Here is a 13,622-nt window from a genome sequence, read left to right as displayed (position 1 = left end):
ATATTGTATATTAAAGTCCATCCTTTTCCAAATCTTCAAGTATGTTAGCACGCATGTTTTTAGTTACGTGTGTATATATTTGATTTGTTATTTTAGAATCTTCATGTCCAACTCGATCCATGATCGCTTTCAGAGGATAGCCCTTTTCAGCGAGCCAAGAAATATGAGTGTGACGAAAAATGTGAGAAGACAAATTTTTATGTTCTAGTCCAATTCTAGCTCCAGCTTTTTTTAATCCAAGGTTGAAAGAGTTTATTTGAACTGGGACACCATTCTTTGTTACGAATAAATAGTTTAATTTTTTGAATTTTGGGTTATCAATAGCATCTAAACTCACTTCATCTATTGTTCGCTGCACAAGATCAATTGTTCTTTGGGTAATATCTATAGTTCTGTAAGAGGCGTTTGTTTTAACTGGTCCTTTGACACCTTTTCGGTATCCTTCGGTTCGGTCGATTGATCCATTTACAAACGCTCGCTGATTCTTTATATCAAAATCATTGGGTTGCATTGCTGTAGCCTCACCAACACGCATACCTGTTAAAAACATAAATTCAGCGAGTCTACCTAAACGATATGTCGATGGTCGACGATATAGTTCTTCAATAAGTTTCTCAGCTTCTTCACGCTCCAAGTATTTGTTCTCGAGCTTCTTGAAGTCTTCACGAGTCTTTGGTCTTTTCTTAATGATAATATCAGTCATTGGATTAAAATCAATGTAGCTCATTCTACGAGCGTATTCAAATACCATATTGAAGATTGATTTTATTGTAGACATATACTCATCCGAATAATCAAGCTTGTTAAATGCCGCTTGTAAAAGTGGGGCATCGATGTTATCCATCCAAACATCAGAATTAATCATTTCTTTTACCGTTTTTATAGTAGCCGAATATGCCATCTTAGAGCTATTTCTAAGAGGCTTTTTATGACTCTCATACCATTGATCTATCGCATCGTGAAACATGATTCTTTCTTTTTTCTTCTCGTTAACCGCTTCGTTAATCCTTTTATCTAATATTTTACGTGCTTTGTTAGAAGCTTGAGCGGAGTTACTTGTAAGAATAACGCTCTTTTTCTTATACTTCTCAGAGTACGGATCTTTGTATCTTTCTATGAATTTATATCTTCCGTTACCTAAATCTTCGACCCACATTGTGTCTACCTCGATTCTTTGATACAATAGGCATGACTAAATAAGCCTATCGTTTATTTTGTTTCACACGCCTTCTGACCGCCAAGAAAGAGGGGCGTGTTTTTTAGTGTTCTAATGGAACCTTGAAAACTAATGATCCTTCAAAATTTAATGAAAAATCATTGATGTACTCAATTTCAATTTCTGATTTGTTTGTCATCGGTTCATTCATAACGATGTATATTGTTGACTGAGCTGTTTTGCCTTTAGAAACTTCAGTTTGTCCTTGCATGATAGAGAGCGTTTCTCCTGCCAGCCCGGTTGAATCATATCCATTGATAAATTGAGATCTTACAATTAAAGGATTATCATAATTATAGTTTTTATACTCGTAAGTGACTTGAACTGTGTTTTCAGGTTTACCATTAGTATAAAAATCATCTGTGTTATCAAGCTTGGTTGTAGCTTTCACTATTTTAAGAGAATATACAGGTTCTGTAGCAGAGGTTCCAACAAATGCCTCTTCATTTAAACCATATGTTTGATTAGTAGATACTGATTCTTCTGTACTGTCATTTAAAAAGGGACTTGAATACGACTCCCCAGAACTCCAAGATGTAATATCTTTTGACGAAGAATTAGTTTTTGATGTTTCTTTCGTCTGGCTAGAACTGTTTGAAGAAGTACATCCCGATAGAAAGATACCAATGAAGACAATCCCAAAAACCACTTTTTTCATTCAATTACCTCATTTCTTTGATATAATAATTTTGTAATCACTCAGAAATGAGTAGCCCTTATCGAAGCTGTAACTTCGGTAGGGGTATTTTTATGCGTAATTCCTCATGCTTTCTCGAACGTATCCCTCTAAAGTCCACGGAATATTGTAGTACTCCATAAATTTAACCGCATTCAATTGCTCTTTGTCAAAGTCGTATTCATTTGCCCATATATACAATAGGATTTCAATCGCAATTCTATTGGCTTCGAATTCTAACTTACGTCTACCATAATCAGTTGCATTATAGTAATCTGATAATTCTTCGTGTTTCTTAATACAGTGCCCCAGCTCATGAGATATTTCAAAATCAGAATTTTTTTCAAGTAATCTATCGCTTAGAAAAATCGTTTTTTCTTCAGCGTAATATATACCGCTTCGATCCATATCCGTAAAGATCAGATCCAAACCCATATCATTTACTATTTTTAGCAAATGATGATTAACCTCGCACATATACACATCACATCGCTTTACTCTTTTTATCTGCAGCTCTTTTGGCAGCTAGAACTGATTTCAAGAACTCTACTTCTTCATCTGTTACTGGTTCTCCGTCAAACGCAAATACGTCATGTTTCTCTGCCAAAGAAGTCTTTTCTTCTCTTCCCAATAAATAATCTACACTTACTCCAAAATAATCAGCCAAACGGGCCAATTCAATTGAGTTAGGCGTTTGTCTTTTCCAACTGCCCAAATATCCATTTGAATATCCAAAGTTTATTTCTAGCTGTCTAATAGATAGTCCTTTTTCTTTCGCTAATTCTTTTATTGTTTCGTAAGTATTCATTGATAATTCAACCTTTCTGAATGCTTACAAAAAAAGTTTAGATAAATAATGTAAAAATGTTTGACTTATATACATTAATAATCTATACTATGTTTTGTAAACAAGTTTAACAACTAAGAAGACAACAAAAACGCCGTTGATTAATAAATGCCAACCGCCAAGAAAGCCTTTAAATCAATGTTTATATGTCTTATTTAACTATGCACTTAGTATAGATTATTAATCTATCTATGTCAACATAATTTCTAAAACGGTTGTTAAACTTGTTTCAAAATTTGACAAGTGAGGTGAATAGAATGGCAATTTCAAAGGAAACAGTTCAAAAGATTTTAGACTATTTCAATGCACAAGGATGGCTAATCCCAGATGTTGCAAGTGCGTTAAACGTGTCCGAGCAATATCTTCGAAGAGTTTTAAACAACCCTGAACAACATCCGAAACAAATCACCAACATTATTGCTCATTACAAAATCAGATAGGAGGGATCAAATTGAAAAAGCCGACATTAAAAGAATTGATCATATCTGCTGAAAAAGAAGTAAATCCAGATGATTGGTATCGGCAAGGGCTTATCCTAGAAAAATTTCATGGAATGTCAAAATCGGCTTTGCTGCAATATTGCAAGGAGATGGACGAAATTCCTGAATTTGCAGAAGGCTTGCTTCGTCCGGGACCTTCGACCACATTTATTCATTACCAAACATTCTTATGGTTTCTAAAGTGGAAAGACACTAACAAGTATCTAACCAATAAATTGTCGCCACACGAGGTGCTTGGTGGTGTTACAGCATGAACTACAACTTGCAACAAGAGCTACTAATCGACACCCTAGCCAAAGAAAAAGTTAGAAGTTTGCATGAGCAGTTACACGATCGGAAAGTACCACTGACTGATACACAACGAGATTTATCGATTCGGGAATTAAGGAGTTATCAAGAACTACTTTATCAAAACCGATTGAATCGGCAAATAGAAGTGAGGTGAGAGAAATGAAAATCACAATCGAGGCAACACCAAACGAAGTAAAAGAATTGCTCCAAGCTATTAGGAGTAGCGAGGAGCAACAAATATTATACAATCCGACTACTGGTTATGGAACGGTTATTCCTCAAAAGAAATAATAACCTTCTTACTTCTTACCGGAATTGTCTGATTAAACTTCTTATTCGAATGAATCGAAAGTTGATAATCGTCTCTTGTAATGCATAACACTGTATCATCTTCAAATTCTTGAACAATCATGTTTGAGTCGATATTGAAGTAAGTGCGTGTTTCAGCAGGAATATCAACCTTGAACATATCAACGAATTCAATTGGCAATTCAGAATGATATTCAAATTTATATTCTTTCATATTAATACCTCCTTATCAATTATTTCAGCCGACCACTGACTGATAAGGAAATTATACCAAAGAAAGGAGAATGACATTGAATGAAGTTTCAACAAATTTTGACTATTCAATAGTAGATGATACCACTGCTCAATTTTTAAAACTAAAAGAACAGGAACTACAATCAATCGTTCTAAACAGCTCAATTCAATTAGGCGAGAAGTTAATTGAAGCACAAGAAAAACTTGCTAGTTTCAAAACAGGCACATTCGAGAAATGGTTCAATTCAATTGGATTGAAAAAACAAACTGTTTATAACTACATCAACCAAGCTAAATTTGTCCATCAGATGGACGAATACAAACAAATCGAAATGTTCCAAGAACTACCAACCACACTCAAAACAGAAATATCCAAACCGTCAGCTAAACCAGAAGCGGTAGAAATGGTGCTCTCAGGCGATATAAAAACCACCAAAGAATATCGAGAGCTTGAGAAACAGCTAAAAGCAAAGGATGAGCAAATTAAACTACAAGCACAGATGATTGATGATCTGAATGAGCAAGAAACGGAAGTAGTTGAAAAAGAAGTCATTGTCGAGAAGGTTCCAGACGACTATCAGCAGCTTAAGCAATCTACAAAGATTATTGATGAAATCACCAAAGAAAATCAATCGCTTAAAGCTGAACAGGAAGCTTTGAAACAACGGATAGCGGATTCCGAAAAAGCGTTGCAAGAAAAAGCGAAGGTTGAAAATGATGAACTAGAACAAGCACACCTAAAACGTCTACAACGTGATGCCGATATCAGTGTTCATAAACTCATTATCAATATGAATCAATTTGTTAAAGAACAAGCGGTAACGGTATACGATTCGCAAGCAATCGCTGGTGCGAACGATGAGACAAAGCAAAAACTCACGGATTCAATTTCCAGAGTTGAAAAACTATTAAAACAAATCAAACAAGAAATCGGAGGAGAAGTAGCATGGGTAATCAATTAACTAAAAACAACACGATCGCATTGATCCACACATTGGAAACACAAGGCAAACAAAGTGAAGCGCTGGTAAGTTTGTTGCGTGAAATGGGAAATGTCAAAGAAGAAATGATTGAGCTGAAAGACGAAGTAAAAGAGCACGTCAGTGAAAGCCGCTCATTATATGAAAAAATGTCTGAGCAAGTCACTATCACCTATGAAGAGCAAAAGGAATTGCGTTCAATTGTCAGCAAACTTGCCATTAGCTTAACCGAAGAACATCAAAAGCGCCAAGGTAAAACATACAGTGGCAATCTATTTAAAGCTTGGAAAGGTATGTTCATGAGCCGTATTCACTCTAAGTTAAAGAAACGCATGAACGTTGTCCGTTATACGTCGATTAAGCGAGTAGATTTTGATGAAGCCTTAGCTTATTTAAACGTACTAACCTATGAACACTTTAGTCTGGCAGATTTGCAAGCAACGCCTGCAGTATTGAACGTTTTGGAATTGGAGGAGAAATAATGGAATTTGAGAACGTCAAAGATGCGCTAAAAAGTGCAATGGAGTATGCCGAATCATCGAATTTACAAGTAGACGGAAAGCCAGCAACTTACGAGGACTTTCAAGAGCTGATGAAAGAGCATATCTATGCTATTGCAGATTTGTTGGGTATTGATGAAGTGGCCGATCGCAACTGGAGTATTGGATGAAAAATAACCCCACGCGGAAGGAGGGGCTAGGGTGGAACAAATACTATGCTTGATAGTCTATTCTGTAGCTTTCATTTGTAATGAGCTAATGAAAAAACTATTTCCCGAAAATTCTTTTTATAAGTGGTACGCTCTCGGGATTTGCATTGGTTTCACTATTTTCATAGCTTTTTATAATTGAACGCGTGATAGGAAGGATTCTTAACGTGAAGAATTCAACCGTAACTTCATCGTTTGAACTTTTATAAATATCATAGAATTCAACAAAGGTTTCATAATCTTTCTTAGGAACATAGTTCAGGCAACTGAAATAATACTTGCCGAATCTTTTCTGATTGTTCGCTTGAGGATATTCCATAACTTCTCCAAAAGATTGAACAAAGTTATCAAACATTCTTTTAACATATAGATCGTTTTGCTCGTATTTCTTTTGTTTAAACTTTATTTCATTGACTTTTAGATCGTGTTTGTTACTTAGATAAGTCGTAATCATCGGAGATATCAGTGAAATAACGGCAACAATAAGCGCGAAGGTAACAGTTGAATCCAATTGCATTAATAACACCACCAGTTTTTAAACAATTATACCAAAGGAGGAACCACATGATAACAGTAACATTCACAGACGGACACACGACTCATACAGTCCACACAAAAGAAGAAGCGCTCGCTTTGATCGATCGATACTTCAAGGAGGAGAAACTATGATTAAGAAGTTTTGTATTTGGTATCTACGAATCACTGAAACACCAGTATTCCTAAATTTGGAAACAACGGACGGAGATATCAAACTTGCTGCAAAAAAAGGACCAGTATTCATGAGCTCCGACACAGGACCATATGGAGTCAGTCTTAACTACAAGAGCAAAAGGAAGGTGAGACGGTATGAATAGAGCTGAAGCGCTACGCATCGGCAAAATCATTGCTGATCGTTGGTACAAGCATAACAAGCCGTTGATTCAGTCAAGGCAGAATATTGAACGGATGAAGAAACGGAAGGGGATTGTATGAGTGAAATCTTACGTGTATCGGACAAAGTGCAAAGAAACGAATCACAGCTTTCGCTTCATGACATGCACGGAGAGTTAGTGTTGATCGCACAAAATAAACAGGACAAAGAAACCGTGGCTATCTATCTTGACGACGGAAAAATATTTAAACTCATGCAACATCTAACAAAATACCTTATTCAACAAAAAAAGACCGACTAGCCGGCAAGCTTTAGTCAGTCAATTATGAAAAAATATTTACCTAAGTTTACCACAAATCGAGAGGAGTGGGAAGATGTCAGATTATATCGCAACAAACTACGACAACCTGATGCAAGACGAAACCAGTCATGTGATGCCTAATATCCACCAATTTAAAGGGTTTGATGAATACAAGGAAGAACGCATCATGACAAGCTACAAACCTCGTGCAGTCAACGCTGACGATGAATTGTTTATCGTTTTTGTGAAACTCAATCCAAATACAATCATCTTTTCATTGGATGAGGTTTACGAAAAAACAAAACAATATCTTGTCCATGCTGAAGACATCTGCGAATTCATATTTGACGAAAAAGACAAAGATTTGGTTTGGAGCGCTGAACCAGTTTTAGGAAAGGATTTGATTTAATGGCAGAGAAAAACATTATTCAGAAATTAATCACTCTCAGAAAAAAGATTCCGTATATCAAAAAGGAACAAAAACAGTATATGAAATTTGCTGTTGTGAGTTCTGAAACGGTTCTAACGGAATTTAACCGTCATATGAATAGTTTAAACCTCTATTTGAAAACCGAAGTTCTTCATAAAGAAATCGAACGACAAAAAGTAGGTATAAACGAAAAGACAAAAAAAGATATTTTCAACTATTTAGTGACATTGGACATGAAATATACATGGATCAACGCTGATAATCCTTCAGAAAGAGAAGAAGTTTTGTTTGCTGCTATGGCGGATGATGAGAATGCTTCATACGCATACGGGCAAGCACTAACTTATGCCGAAAAAACATTCTTTCTTAAAGAATTTAACATTCCGACTGATGAAGTTGATCCAGATGTTTTTCAAAAAGAAATTCTTAAACGCATTCCAGCAGAACCAGAGCAGAAAGAAGCAATTGAAATTCAGTTACAAAAACTACATGACTTGAAAGGCCAGCCGAAAGAAGCCTTTTTCGAACAAGCGAAGATGTCAAACGGGATCTCTCAAGCTAAAGCACTTGATGATTTCAGCGGCTATGATTTCGGTTTGGTTATGAATACTTTGACTAAATGGGTCAACGGGTATGAAAAAGAAGCCAAAAAGAAGAAGTGATGTAAATGAACAACCTTTCGTATCTCGCAAAAATAATAAAAGTTGAAGGCAATCGCCTGACGCTAGAACTCAAAGATGAACTAAATATCGCGCGTCTCAAAACAATCTTTGATGGATATGACGGCGAGCGACAGGCGGAAATATTCATCAAAGACCCACGAGGGTTCACAGTCGAACAGAGGGCGTTTGTGTTTTCTCTCATGAATGATATTTACAGATACACCGGACAACCATTCGACGACTTAAAAAATATATTTTACTGGCAATTTCGGTTTTTAACAGGAAAAAATATTAGTTTGAAAAATATTTCCACGAATACAGTGGATGATGTATCTTTGCTGGCTGATTTGATACTCGACTTTATCTTCGATGGAGATATCCCTTTCAAAGATGGATACGAGGTTCCGCCACAAAACATTCAGTATTTCTTTTATAAATGTGTAATGAATCGAACCTGCTGCATTTGCGGTAAAAAGAACGCTGACATCGATCACTTTGACAAAGCCCTAGGCAGACGAAAGCGGAAAGAAGTAGATCACACAGAATTTACTTTTGCAGCACTTTGTAGAACCCATCATATCGAGAAGCATCAAATGGGGATTACGGAGTTTAAAAACAAGTATCACGTAATCGGCGTGAAGCTGAATCAAGACGAGATTAAAAAATTGAGGATAGGAGGTTGATTTCTTGGAAAAATTAGAATTTTCGACCATTGATTTGAAACACCTTATTTTCTTCAACCAGAATGATATAGCTTGTGGCAATGAAGATAAGGAATTGTTTCTAGTCGGCAATAAACTGATCGTTGAACTAACAAGATTAATACTAAATTTCAGATATTGTAGTAAAGAATGGTGCCCATGCTCCCCTGAATCTGGGATATGCAGCATATTGGATACACAAAAAGGACAAGATTATCTGAAAGAAATGGAATACTTTTCTGAGTGTAAGAAGATTTCGGAAAAGCTTAAAGGGCTGCTATCGGAAAAAGTCAAGCTATCAGAGGAGGGATAACGTGGCAGAAGTAAGAACTCAAATATTCCGCCAGTCCAAAACGAACAATTACTCAATTATCCATAACGAGATACTTCGTCGAAACGATATTAGTTGGAAGGCTAAAGGAATAATGTGTTACATCCTTAGTCTTCCTGATGATTGGGTAATTTATTTGGAAGAATTGATTGAACATGCTACCGACAAGAAAGCAAGTTTCAGAAGTGGTTGGAACGAATTAACAGAAAAAGGGTATGTACGTAGGTTTCCGATTAGAAATGAATCAGGAAAAATAGTTGAGTGGAGGACGGAAATTAGAGAAAACGTTGATTTAACAACAAGTTCACCACTTACCGATTTTCAAGAAGTAGAAAACCAAGAAGTAGAAAACCAAGAAGTAGAAAATCGGAAGCTACTAAGTACTTATTCTTTTACTAATGACTTATCTATACCAAGTACTAATTTATATATAGCTCGATTCGAACAATTTTGGGAAAGGTACCCTAAAAAGACACAAAAAAAGAAGGCTAAAGAACAATTTAGCAAGAAGGTTACTAACCAGACAGAGTTTGAAAGGTTTAAGACAGGTTTTGACAACTACATGGCTTATATCGAATTAAACAGTTGGTACAACGCACAGGAGTTTTTTAGATGGATAAGAGACAAACGATATCTAGATCAGTATGATTTGACTCCCAAAAAATCATTCTCAAATTCTACTAGGCAAGAACAACTTCCGGATTGGGCAAAGGAGCCAGTCGATTATTCTAGCAACAAGCCAAAAGTGACTGATGAAGATTTAAGGAGGTTCTTAGAAGATGTCGGAGACACAGAGGGATTTTAGTAAGCCTGTGAAATTGATATTCAACCTTTTGCCTGCTGAACATCAAGAATCGATGAGGTTTCCACTAGAGTCTATGACTGCTTATGTGAAAGAGACAGGTGATACAGAATCTACTGGAGCAGAAGCTAAATTCAGAGTGTTCATGCTTATGTATCGACATTTGCTTATATCAAAGCGGTTAGTAGACAGCAATCACTTTGGAAAGAATTTCATGGATGTCACGACAGATGAACTATGGAAAGAGGCGCAGCAGCTATACATGAGTTTGAAAAATGGAGGCGGATGATATGGAGAAAGTGATTTGCTTAGACGGATGGCGGTTTGATTTTCCTAAAAGATTACTCGTGAGAGCGGCGGCACTCTTAGATTCTGGTATGAAGCCAACAGAGGTTGCAAAGAAATTGAATCTAACGGAAAGGGATATAGCGGTCATAACTTTGGACCTCTTGGACAAACGAAATGCCTTATAACAAAAAGATTGTAATTCCTGGTGAATTGATTGACTTGAACAAGTTCATCAATAGCCAGCGGACGAACCGCTATGCAGGCGCTAAGTTGAAAAAGGAGAACACAGAAAAATGTTGCTATGCATTCTTGATGGCGAAAGCGGCAGGGCTAAGAGTGACAACGCCAATCAACTTGAAAATCACTTGGTACTGCAAAAACAAGCGCAAGGATCCCGACAATGTTGCTTTTGGTGTCAAATTTATATTAGATGGCATGCAAGAAGCTAGGATGATTGAAAACGATGGATTCAATGAAATTAAAGAAATTCATCATTATTTTGTGGTTGATAAAGATTGCCCAAGAATTGAAATTGAGATATTGGAGGAAGAAAAATGAATACAGTAAATTTAATCGGCAGATTGGTAAGAGACAACGAATTGAAGTACACGAAGTCTGGAAAAGCGGTGGCAACGAATACGCTGGCTTTAGACGATGGATGGGGCGACAACAAGAAATCATATTTCATTCCGATCGTAGTGTGGGAGAAACAAGCCGAATCACTAGCCAACTACACAAACAAGGGATCAAAAATTGCTGTCAACGGTAAGCTGACTAGCAGAAGTTATGAAACGCAAGACGGACAGAAAAGAACGGTTATCGAGGTTGTAGCGAACCAATACGGCGGAATTGAGTTTTTAGACACCAAAAACAGCGGTGGTGGCGTTTCAAACAACCAAACGAGTAATAATGCCAACGCACAGCAAAACCGCAACAACGCGCAATCAGACCCATTTGGTAATTCGTCTATCGAGATCGATAGTCAAGATCTTCCATTTTGAGAGGTGAGCAGATGACACCAACACAAATCCAAATCAGAAACATGTCGGATAAGGACCTAGTATGGAGAAAGAAAGTAATCGACAGCCATGTCGAGAGATTGCTCAAGCAACAAGAATGGCTAGCCGAGGAAATGGAACGGAGGAGCAAAGATGAACAAACAAGAATTGATTGATGACATAGAAAAAAATAAAAATGAATTTTATAAATTATGTACCGACATGAAAAGCACTGGAATTTCCAGAGGCATAGGCACAGGAATATATATGGGACTTTTAATTTCACAGAAAAAGATTGAGCAACTTGACGAACAACCAAAAGTAACTGTGCCAAAGTTTGCGGCTGATTGGATTGAACGATGCAAAGAAAAAGCTACACTTGCTGATTGCCTAGATGGATATTATGAAATCTCCAATGGCGAAGATGTTGGCTCGGAAGATTTTCAAAATTGGGTTGTAGACAACGAAAATGATGAACTGACTGCTAAAGCGTGGATGTTTGGATATGAAGTGGAGAAAGAACCACTATTTCTAATGCCGGTGCCTTATGTACCGTATCCTGTTCATTATTGTGTAGATGAGGATGGTAAAGTCTCGTACCGCCAAGGAAATGCTCAGAAGTTTACTCAAGAAGAACTAGATAAGCATTTTCCAGAAATCAAACAGTTTGCAGTACCAGTGCCGGTGGAGGAAGTCAAATGAAACTAGCAGACACAGTAACAGGCGTGCAAGACGGTAAGTATAGCCCACCGCCACGAGTAGTCAGAAAGCAACGTAGAGTAAAAGCAGGCATCGAGTATTGGTGTGTGACCGAACGTTTTAAAACACCTTTCAAAGCAGTGTGTGTCAAAGTGCTTGAGAACTCAGCTATTGTGACGTTTGGCAGCGATCGGACAGTAGTTAAATTGCGAAATATGAAGAGGGTGGAATGATGACTAATAAAGAAGATTTGTATCGGTTGGAAAAGTTAGTTAATACGCCAGGTGCTGATGAAGACGAAATCAGAGTTTTGAGAAAGGCTTTGTGGGGAAAGAGTTACGATCGACCAAAGCAGAATAGATACAACTCAACGCCAGTCAGATTTACTTTTCCAGATGGTGAAGTCAAAGAATTCAGCACACAGCGTGAAGCCGCAGAGATGTCAGGGCTGAACAAATGGACATTGGATCGAGCATGCAGATTGCAGATACCTTTGAAGAAAGGCAATTTTGCAGGTGCAACGGTCGAGATATTGAGTTAGTAGTCGACAGAAATAGCGGAATGGAGGAAGTCATGGAAGATGAACGAATTGCTGTTATTGATTCTGGTGCAAGAAGGGTGAATCTATCTGAAATGATGCGTTTATCAAAGACGTTAGACACCATTAGCGGAAGAAACTATCGAAAAGGTAGGGTTATTAAATGCTTTAAGTGCAACTGCGTTGGACAACTACGGAAGATAGATAATTCATATATTTGCATTCAATGCTTTAAAGAGGATAGTAGATGATTCCACTATCCACCAAAATAACCAACTGGAAAGGGGAAGAAAATGGCAAAACAAGCAATAACTTATTACTACGACATGATGCGTGGTGGTGTGATGGACGTTGAGATCCACAATTCAGGAAGAGAAGCAGTTGACTATCTTGTTAAGAATTGTGGCAGGTATTTCACTACCGATCTGATTTGGAAAACCAAACCGAAGCTAACAGGCAAAGGCGCAGTATCAGCTGGCTTTGCACATCGAAAGATGGTTGCTAGATTCCTAAGCGAAGAAGAAGTGGCAATCTATCAAAATTTCGGAGATGAGACATGGGTCGACTATAAAACACAGACTTTGATCGAGCCACCAGTTTGTAATCCGACGAAATAGCAGAAAGCGAGGAATGATTATGAGTGAAATTAAAGCAGGCGATAAAGTTTATTTCCAAGGGTATCAGGGAGAAGTTATGAGAGTAACACAAGATGAAAACGAGCCGCTACTTGAAGTGGCACTTACTCAATCACGAGTGACCTACTTAAACCCTAGTCAATTAGATTTACATCCTGTTACAGAGAAACTTAACGAGAATCAGCAGATTGTGCTAGGGCAACTGAAAATCAACGCAGGCTCAAATGGATCACTAATCAAAGCAATTCATTCTCTTTTTAATTTGCTAACTATTTCTTCTAATCAGCTAGAAAAAGATTGTACGGAGGGGTTATTGAAGTCTAAAAATGCTCTTGCAAGATTGACTAGGAAGCAAGCAGCAGAAGTCCTATCAGCATTCGCTCAATGGTCTTTGGAACAGGAGGAAGAATGATGAATGCTCGGCAAAGAAAGAAAAAACGTAAACAGTGGATTGCTATGATTGGCGAACAAGCTGAACATCAACTGTATTGTGGATACTGCTTAAAAAAGCTTGATTTAAAGAGAAACAAATATGGCAGTAAGTATGGATATTGCAACGCTGCATGTTATTTCAGGGATGTTCTTTAATTCCGCAATCGTCAGC

Annotated in this window: 31 protein-coding genes; 25 read left to right on the top strand and 6 right to left on the bottom strand. The window is 37.3% G+C overall.

Annotation, left to right across the window (positions count from 1 at the left end; genetic code table 11):
• Positions 1-10: 10 nt before the first annotated feature.
• The 4 genes from ACTFWY_RS02260 to ACTFWY_RS02245 all read right to left on the bottom strand — a co-directional run bounded on the left by ACTFWY_RS02260 (position 11) and on the right by ACTFWY_RS02245 (position 2,700).
• The gene (locus ACTFWY_RS02260) at positions 11-1,156 is read right to left on the bottom strand and encodes a tyrosine-type recombinase/integrase (RefSeq protein ID WP_311809784.1); all 1,146 of its coding nucleotides are present in this window, start codon (positions 1,154-1,156) and stop codon (positions 11-13) included.
• Between the two features lie 103 nt (positions 1,157-1,259).
• Positions 1,260-1,874 carry a hypothetical protein gene (locus tag ACTFWY_RS02255; protein WP_123836360.1) on the bottom strand — a complete coding sequence of 205 codons (615 nt, stop codon included), beginning with the start codon at positions 1,872-1,874 and terminating at the stop codon, positions 1,260-1,262.
• A 90-nt stretch (positions 1,875-1,964) separates the two neighbouring features.
• The gene (locus ACTFWY_RS02250) at positions 1,965-2,369 is read right to left on the bottom strand and encodes an ImmA/IrrE family metallo-endopeptidase (RefSeq protein ID WP_123836359.1); all 405 of its coding nucleotides are present in this window, start codon (positions 2,367-2,369) and stop codon (positions 1,965-1,967) included.
• A 7-nt stretch (positions 2,370-2,376) separates the two neighbouring features.
• Positions 2,377-2,700 carry a helix-turn-helix domain-containing protein gene (locus ACTFWY_RS02245; protein ID WP_439927435.1) on the bottom strand — a complete coding sequence of 108 codons (324 nt, stop codon included), beginning with the start codon at positions 2,698-2,700 and terminating at the stop codon, positions 2,377-2,379.
• 296 nt (positions 2,701-2,996) lie between these two features.
• Between ACTFWY_RS02245 and ACTFWY_RS02240 the strand changes: the two genes are divergently transcribed.
• The 4 genes from ACTFWY_RS02240 to ACTFWY_RS02225 are packed head-to-tail and all read left to right on the top strand — an operon-like array spanning position 2,997 to position 3,821.
• Complete coding sequence (locus ACTFWY_RS02240) at positions 2,997-3,179, top strand: hypothetical protein (RefSeq protein ID WP_439927217.1); 183 nt, start codon at positions 2,997-2,999, stop codon at positions 3,177-3,179.
• 11 nt (positions 3,180-3,190) lie between these two features.
• Entirely contained in the window at positions 3,191-3,493 is a 303-nt protein-coding gene (locus tag ACTFWY_RS02235) for a hypothetical protein (protein WP_123836356.1), read from the top strand.
• Positions 3,490-3,684 carry a hypothetical protein gene (locus tag ACTFWY_RS02230; protein WP_123836355.1) on the top strand — a complete coding sequence of 65 codons (195 nt, stop codon included), beginning with the start codon at positions 3,490-3,492 and terminating at the stop codon, positions 3,682-3,684. Before ACTFWY_RS02235 ends, ACTFWY_RS02230 begins: the two co-directional genes overlap by 4 nt.
• Positions 3,685-3,689: 5 nt before the next feature.
• Positions 3,690-3,821 (top strand): hypothetical protein, encoded by a 132-nt coding sequence (locus tag ACTFWY_RS02225; RefSeq protein WP_263864509.1) that lies wholly within the window; start codon positions 3,690-3,692, stop codon positions 3,819-3,821.
• On the opposite strand, the gene ACTFWY_RS02220 is transcribed toward ACTFWY_RS02225, so the two are convergent.
• Complete coding sequence (locus ACTFWY_RS02220; protein ID WP_123836354.1) at positions 3,802-4,053, bottom strand: hypothetical protein; 252 nt, start codon at positions 4,051-4,053, stop codon at positions 3,802-3,804. The genes ACTFWY_RS02225 and ACTFWY_RS02220 overlap by 20 nt on opposite strands.
• 76 nt (positions 4,054-4,129) lie before the next feature.
• Here ACTFWY_RS02220 and ACTFWY_RS02215 point away from each other — a divergent pair, with 76 nt between their 5' ends.
• From ACTFWY_RS02215 to ACTFWY_RS02205, 3 genes are read left to right on the top strand one after another with little or no spacing between them, the layout of a single operon-like run.
• Positions 4,130-5,035 carry a hypothetical protein gene (locus ACTFWY_RS02215; RefSeq protein ID WP_311809783.1) on the top strand — a complete coding sequence of 302 codons (906 nt, stop codon included), beginning with the start codon at positions 4,130-4,132 and terminating at the stop codon, positions 5,033-5,035.
• The gene (locus ACTFWY_RS02210) at positions 5,020-5,535 is read left to right on the top strand and encodes an ORF6C domain-containing protein (protein WP_311809782.1); all 516 of its coding nucleotides are present in this window, start codon (positions 5,020-5,022) and stop codon (positions 5,533-5,535) included. The genes ACTFWY_RS02215 and ACTFWY_RS02210 overlap by 16 nt, the downstream gene beginning before the upstream one ends.
• The gene (locus ACTFWY_RS02205) at positions 5,535-5,723 is read left to right on the top strand and encodes a hypothetical protein (RefSeq protein WP_217956154.1); all 189 of its coding nucleotides are present in this window, start codon (positions 5,535-5,537) and stop codon (positions 5,721-5,723) included. Before ACTFWY_RS02210 ends, ACTFWY_RS02205 begins: the two co-directional genes overlap by 1 nt.
• Positions 5,724-5,820: 97 nt before the next feature.
• On the opposite strand, the gene ACTFWY_RS02200 is transcribed toward ACTFWY_RS02205, so the two are convergent.
• Positions 5,821-6,279: a hypothetical protein gene (locus ACTFWY_RS02200; protein WP_219645648.1), complete on the bottom strand. Its 459-nt coding sequence runs from the start codon at positions 6,277-6,279 to the stop codon at positions 5,821-5,823.
• Positions 6,280-6,608: 329 nt separating this feature from the next.
• On the opposite strand from ACTFWY_RS02200, the gene ACTFWY_RS02195 reads away from it, so the two are divergent.
• The 18 genes from ACTFWY_RS02195 to ACTFWY_RS02110 all read left to right on the top strand — a co-directional run bounded on the left by ACTFWY_RS02195 (position 6,609) and on the right by ACTFWY_RS02110 (position 13,606).
• Positions 6,609-6,734, top strand: a complete 126-nt coding sequence (locus ACTFWY_RS02195; RefSeq protein ID WP_439927219.1) for a hypothetical protein — start codon at positions 6,609-6,611, stop codon at positions 6,732-6,734.
• Positions 6,731-6,934: a hypothetical protein gene (locus tag ACTFWY_RS02190; RefSeq protein WP_439927221.1), complete on the top strand. Its 204-nt coding sequence runs from the start codon at positions 6,731-6,733 to the stop codon at positions 6,932-6,934. The genes ACTFWY_RS02195 and ACTFWY_RS02190 overlap by 4 nt, the downstream gene beginning before the upstream one ends.
• A 73-nt stretch (positions 6,935-7,007) precedes the next feature.
• Positions 7,008-7,343, top strand: coding sequence for a hypothetical protein (locus ACTFWY_RS02185; protein WP_439927223.1), 336 nt, complete (start codon positions 7,008-7,010; stop codon positions 7,341-7,343).
• Positions 7,343-8,026 carry an ERF family protein gene (locus ACTFWY_RS02180; protein ID WP_439927224.1) on the top strand — a complete coding sequence of 228 codons (684 nt, stop codon included), beginning with the start codon at positions 7,343-7,345 and terminating at the stop codon, positions 8,024-8,026. The genes ACTFWY_RS02185 and ACTFWY_RS02180 overlap by 1 nt, the downstream gene beginning before the upstream one ends.
• Before the next feature lie 5 nt (positions 8,027-8,031).
• A complete protein-coding gene (locus tag ACTFWY_RS02175) occupies positions 8,032-8,709 on the top strand; it encodes a putative HNHc nuclease (protein WP_439927225.1) in 678 nt (225 codons plus the stop codon).
• Positions 8,710-8,713: 4 nt separating this feature from the next.
• Positions 8,714-9,040 (top strand): hypothetical protein, encoded by a 327-nt coding sequence (locus ACTFWY_RS02170; protein ID WP_192189544.1) that lies wholly within the window; start codon positions 8,714-8,716, stop codon positions 9,038-9,040.
• A 1-nt stretch (position 9,041) separates the two neighbouring features.
• Complete coding sequence (locus ACTFWY_RS02165) at positions 9,042-9,863, top strand: hypothetical protein (RefSeq protein WP_113849821.1); 822 nt, start codon at positions 9,042-9,044, stop codon at positions 9,861-9,863.
• Complete coding sequence (locus ACTFWY_RS02160) at positions 9,838-10,149, top strand: hypothetical protein (protein ID WP_195493379.1); 312 nt, start codon at positions 9,838-9,840, stop codon at positions 10,147-10,149. Before ACTFWY_RS02165 ends, ACTFWY_RS02160 begins: the two co-directional genes overlap by 26 nt.
• Position 10,150: 1 nt before the next feature.
• Positions 10,151-10,333 carry a hypothetical protein gene (locus tag ACTFWY_RS02155; protein WP_192189546.1) on the top strand — a complete coding sequence of 61 codons (183 nt, stop codon included), beginning with the start codon at positions 10,151-10,153 and terminating at the stop codon, positions 10,331-10,333.
• Entirely contained in the window at positions 10,323-10,706 is a 384-nt protein-coding gene (locus tag ACTFWY_RS02150; protein WP_225585938.1) for a hypothetical protein, read from the top strand. Before ACTFWY_RS02155 ends, ACTFWY_RS02150 begins: the two co-directional genes overlap by 11 nt.
• Positions 10,703-11,149, top strand: coding sequence for a single-stranded DNA-binding protein (locus ACTFWY_RS02145; RefSeq protein ID WP_192189547.1), 447 nt, complete (start codon positions 10,703-10,705; stop codon positions 11,147-11,149). Before ACTFWY_RS02150 ends, ACTFWY_RS02145 begins: the two co-directional genes overlap by 4 nt.
• 11 nt (positions 11,150-11,160) lie before the next feature.
• Positions 11,161-11,322, top strand: coding sequence for a hypothetical protein (locus ACTFWY_RS02140; RefSeq protein WP_179299900.1), 162 nt, complete (start codon positions 11,161-11,163; stop codon positions 11,320-11,322).
• Complete coding sequence (locus ACTFWY_RS02135) at positions 11,300-11,848, top strand: DUF1642 domain-containing protein (protein ID WP_439927228.1); 549 nt, start codon at positions 11,300-11,302, stop codon at positions 11,846-11,848. The genes ACTFWY_RS02140 and ACTFWY_RS02135 overlap by 23 nt, the downstream gene beginning before the upstream one ends.
• Positions 11,845-12,078 (top strand): hypothetical protein, encoded by a 234-nt coding sequence (locus tag ACTFWY_RS02130; protein ID WP_096711182.1) that lies wholly within the window; start codon positions 11,845-11,847, stop codon positions 12,076-12,078. The genes ACTFWY_RS02135 and ACTFWY_RS02130 overlap by 4 nt, the downstream gene beginning before the upstream one ends.
• Entirely contained in the window at positions 12,078-12,386 is a 309-nt protein-coding gene (locus tag ACTFWY_RS02125) for a hypothetical protein (RefSeq protein ID WP_439927229.1), read from the top strand. Before ACTFWY_RS02130 ends, ACTFWY_RS02125 begins: the two co-directional genes overlap by 1 nt.
• Before the next feature lie 290 nt (positions 12,387-12,676).
• Entirely contained in the window at positions 12,677-13,000 is a 324-nt protein-coding gene (locus tag ACTFWY_RS02120; RefSeq protein ID WP_113849446.1) for a hypothetical protein, read from the top strand.
• Between the two features lie 19 nt (positions 13,001-13,019).
• On the top strand, positions 13,020-13,430 hold the full coding sequence (locus tag ACTFWY_RS02115; RefSeq protein ID WP_439927230.1) for a hypothetical protein: 411 nt from the start codon (positions 13,020-13,022) through the stop codon (positions 13,428-13,430).
• A complete protein-coding gene (locus tag ACTFWY_RS02110) occupies positions 13,430-13,606 on the top strand; it encodes a hypothetical protein (RefSeq protein WP_439927231.1) in 177 nt (58 codons plus the stop codon). The genes ACTFWY_RS02115 and ACTFWY_RS02110 overlap by 1 nt, the downstream gene beginning before the upstream one ends.
• The last annotated feature ends 16 nt before the right edge of the window (positions 13,607-13,622 follow it).

This window comes from Enterococcus sp. 125944, from assembly GCF_051909435.1.
Taxonomy (GTDB): Bacteria; Bacillota; Bacilli; order Lactobacillales; family Enterococcaceae; genus Enterococcus_D; species Enterococcus_D gallinarum.
This window is presented reverse-complemented; position numbering and strand designations above follow the sequence as displayed.

What these genes read in the sequence shown, in the direction of transcription:
- ACTFWY_RS02115 (WP_439927230.1), top strand. Translation starts at nt 13,020, where the DNA reads ATGAGTGAAATTAAAGCAGGCGATAAAGTTTATTTCCAAGGGTATCAG.
- ACTFWY_RS02195 (WP_439927219.1), top strand. Translation starts at nt 6,609, where the DNA reads ATGAATAGAGCTGAAGCGCTACGCATCGGCAAAATCATTGCTGATCGT.
- ACTFWY_RS02160 (WP_195493379.1), top strand. Translation starts at nt 9,838, where the DNA reads ATGTCGGAGACACAGAGGGATTTTAGTAAGCCTGTGAAATTGATATTC.
- ACTFWY_RS02140 (WP_179299900.1), top strand. Translation starts at nt 11,161, where the DNA reads ATGACACCAACACAAATCCAAATCAGAAACATGTCGGATAAGGACCTA.
- ACTFWY_RS02255 (WP_123836360.1), bottom strand. Translation starts at nt 1,874, where the DNA reads ATGAAAAAAGTGGTTTTTGGGATTGTCTTCATTGGTATCTTTCTATCG.
- ACTFWY_RS02240 (WP_439927217.1), top strand. Translation starts at nt 2,997, where the DNA reads ATGGCAATTTCAAAGGAAACAGTTCAAAAGATTTTAGACTATTTCAAT.
- ACTFWY_RS02110 (WP_439927231.1), top strand. Translation starts at nt 13,430, where the DNA reads ATGAATGCTCGGCAAAGAAAGAAAAAACGTAAACAGTGGATTGCTATG.
- ACTFWY_RS02175 (WP_439927225.1), top strand. Translation starts at nt 8,032, where the DNA reads ATGAACAACCTTTCGTATCTCGCAAAAATAATAAAAGTTGAAGGCAAT.
- ACTFWY_RS02250 (WP_123836359.1), bottom strand. Translation starts at nt 2,369, where the DNA reads ATGTGCGAGGTTAATCATCATTTGCTAAAAATAGTAAATGATATGGGT.
- ACTFWY_RS02150 (WP_225585938.1), top strand. Translation starts at nt 10,323, where the DNA reads ATGCCTTATAACAAAAAGATTGTAATTCCTGGTGAATTGATTGACTTG.
- ACTFWY_RS02145 (WP_192189547.1), top strand. Translation starts at nt 10,703, where the DNA reads ATGAATACAGTAAATTTAATCGGCAGATTGGTAAGAGACAACGAATTG.
- ACTFWY_RS02245 (WP_439927435.1), bottom strand. Translation starts at nt 2,700, where the DNA reads ATGAATACTTACGAAACAATAAAAGAATTAGCGAAAGAAAAAGGACTA.
- ACTFWY_RS02200 (WP_219645648.1), bottom strand. Translation starts at nt 6,279, where the DNA reads ATGCAATTGGATTCAACTGTTACCTTCGCGCTTATTGTTGCCGTTATT.
- ACTFWY_RS02185 (WP_439927223.1), top strand. Translation starts at nt 7,008, where the DNA reads ATGTCAGATTATATCGCAACAAACTACGACAACCTGATGCAAGACGAA.
- ACTFWY_RS02135 (WP_439927228.1), top strand. Translation starts at nt 11,300, where the DNA reads ATGAACAAACAAGAATTGATTGATGACATAGAAAAAAATAAAAATGAA.
- ACTFWY_RS02155 (WP_192189546.1), top strand. Translation starts at nt 10,151, where the DNA reads ATGGAGAAAGTGATTTGCTTAGACGGATGGCGGTTTGATTTTCCTAAA.
- ACTFWY_RS02210 (WP_311809782.1), top strand. Translation starts at nt 5,020, where the DNA reads ATGGGTAATCAATTAACTAAAAACAACACGATCGCATTGATCCACACA.
- ACTFWY_RS02120 (WP_113849446.1), top strand. Translation starts at nt 12,677, where the DNA reads ATGGCAAAACAAGCAATAACTTATTACTACGACATGATGCGTGGTGGT.
- ACTFWY_RS02130 (WP_096711182.1), top strand. Translation starts at nt 11,845, where the DNA reads ATGAAACTAGCAGACACAGTAACAGGCGTGCAAGACGGTAAGTATAGC.
- ACTFWY_RS02230 (WP_123836355.1), top strand. Translation starts at nt 3,490, where the DNA reads ATGAACTACAACTTGCAACAAGAGCTACTAATCGACACCCTAGCCAAA.
- ACTFWY_RS02205 (WP_217956154.1), top strand. Translation starts at nt 5,535, where the DNA reads ATGGAATTTGAGAACGTCAAAGATGCGCTAAAAAGTGCAATGGAGTAT.
- ACTFWY_RS02125 (WP_439927229.1), top strand. Translation starts at nt 12,078, where the DNA reads ATGACTAATAAAGAAGATTTGTATCGGTTGGAAAAGTTAGTTAATACG.
- ACTFWY_RS02225 (WP_263864509.1), top strand. Translation starts at nt 3,690, where the DNA reads ATGAAAATCACAATCGAGGCAACACCAAACGAAGTAAAAGAATTGCTC.
- ACTFWY_RS02180 (WP_439927224.1), top strand. Translation starts at nt 7,343, where the DNA reads ATGGCAGAGAAAAACATTATTCAGAAATTAATCACTCTCAGAAAAAAG.
- ACTFWY_RS02260 (WP_311809784.1), bottom strand. Translation starts at nt 1,156, where the DNA reads ATGTGGGTCGAAGATTTAGGTAACGGAAGATATAAATTCATAGAAAGA.
- ACTFWY_RS02190 (WP_439927221.1), top strand. Translation starts at nt 6,731, where the DNA reads ATGAGTGAAATCTTACGTGTATCGGACAAAGTGCAAAGAAACGAATCA.
- ACTFWY_RS02220 (WP_123836354.1), bottom strand. Translation starts at nt 4,053, where the DNA reads ATGAAAGAATATAAATTTGAATATCATTCTGAATTGCCAATTGAATTC.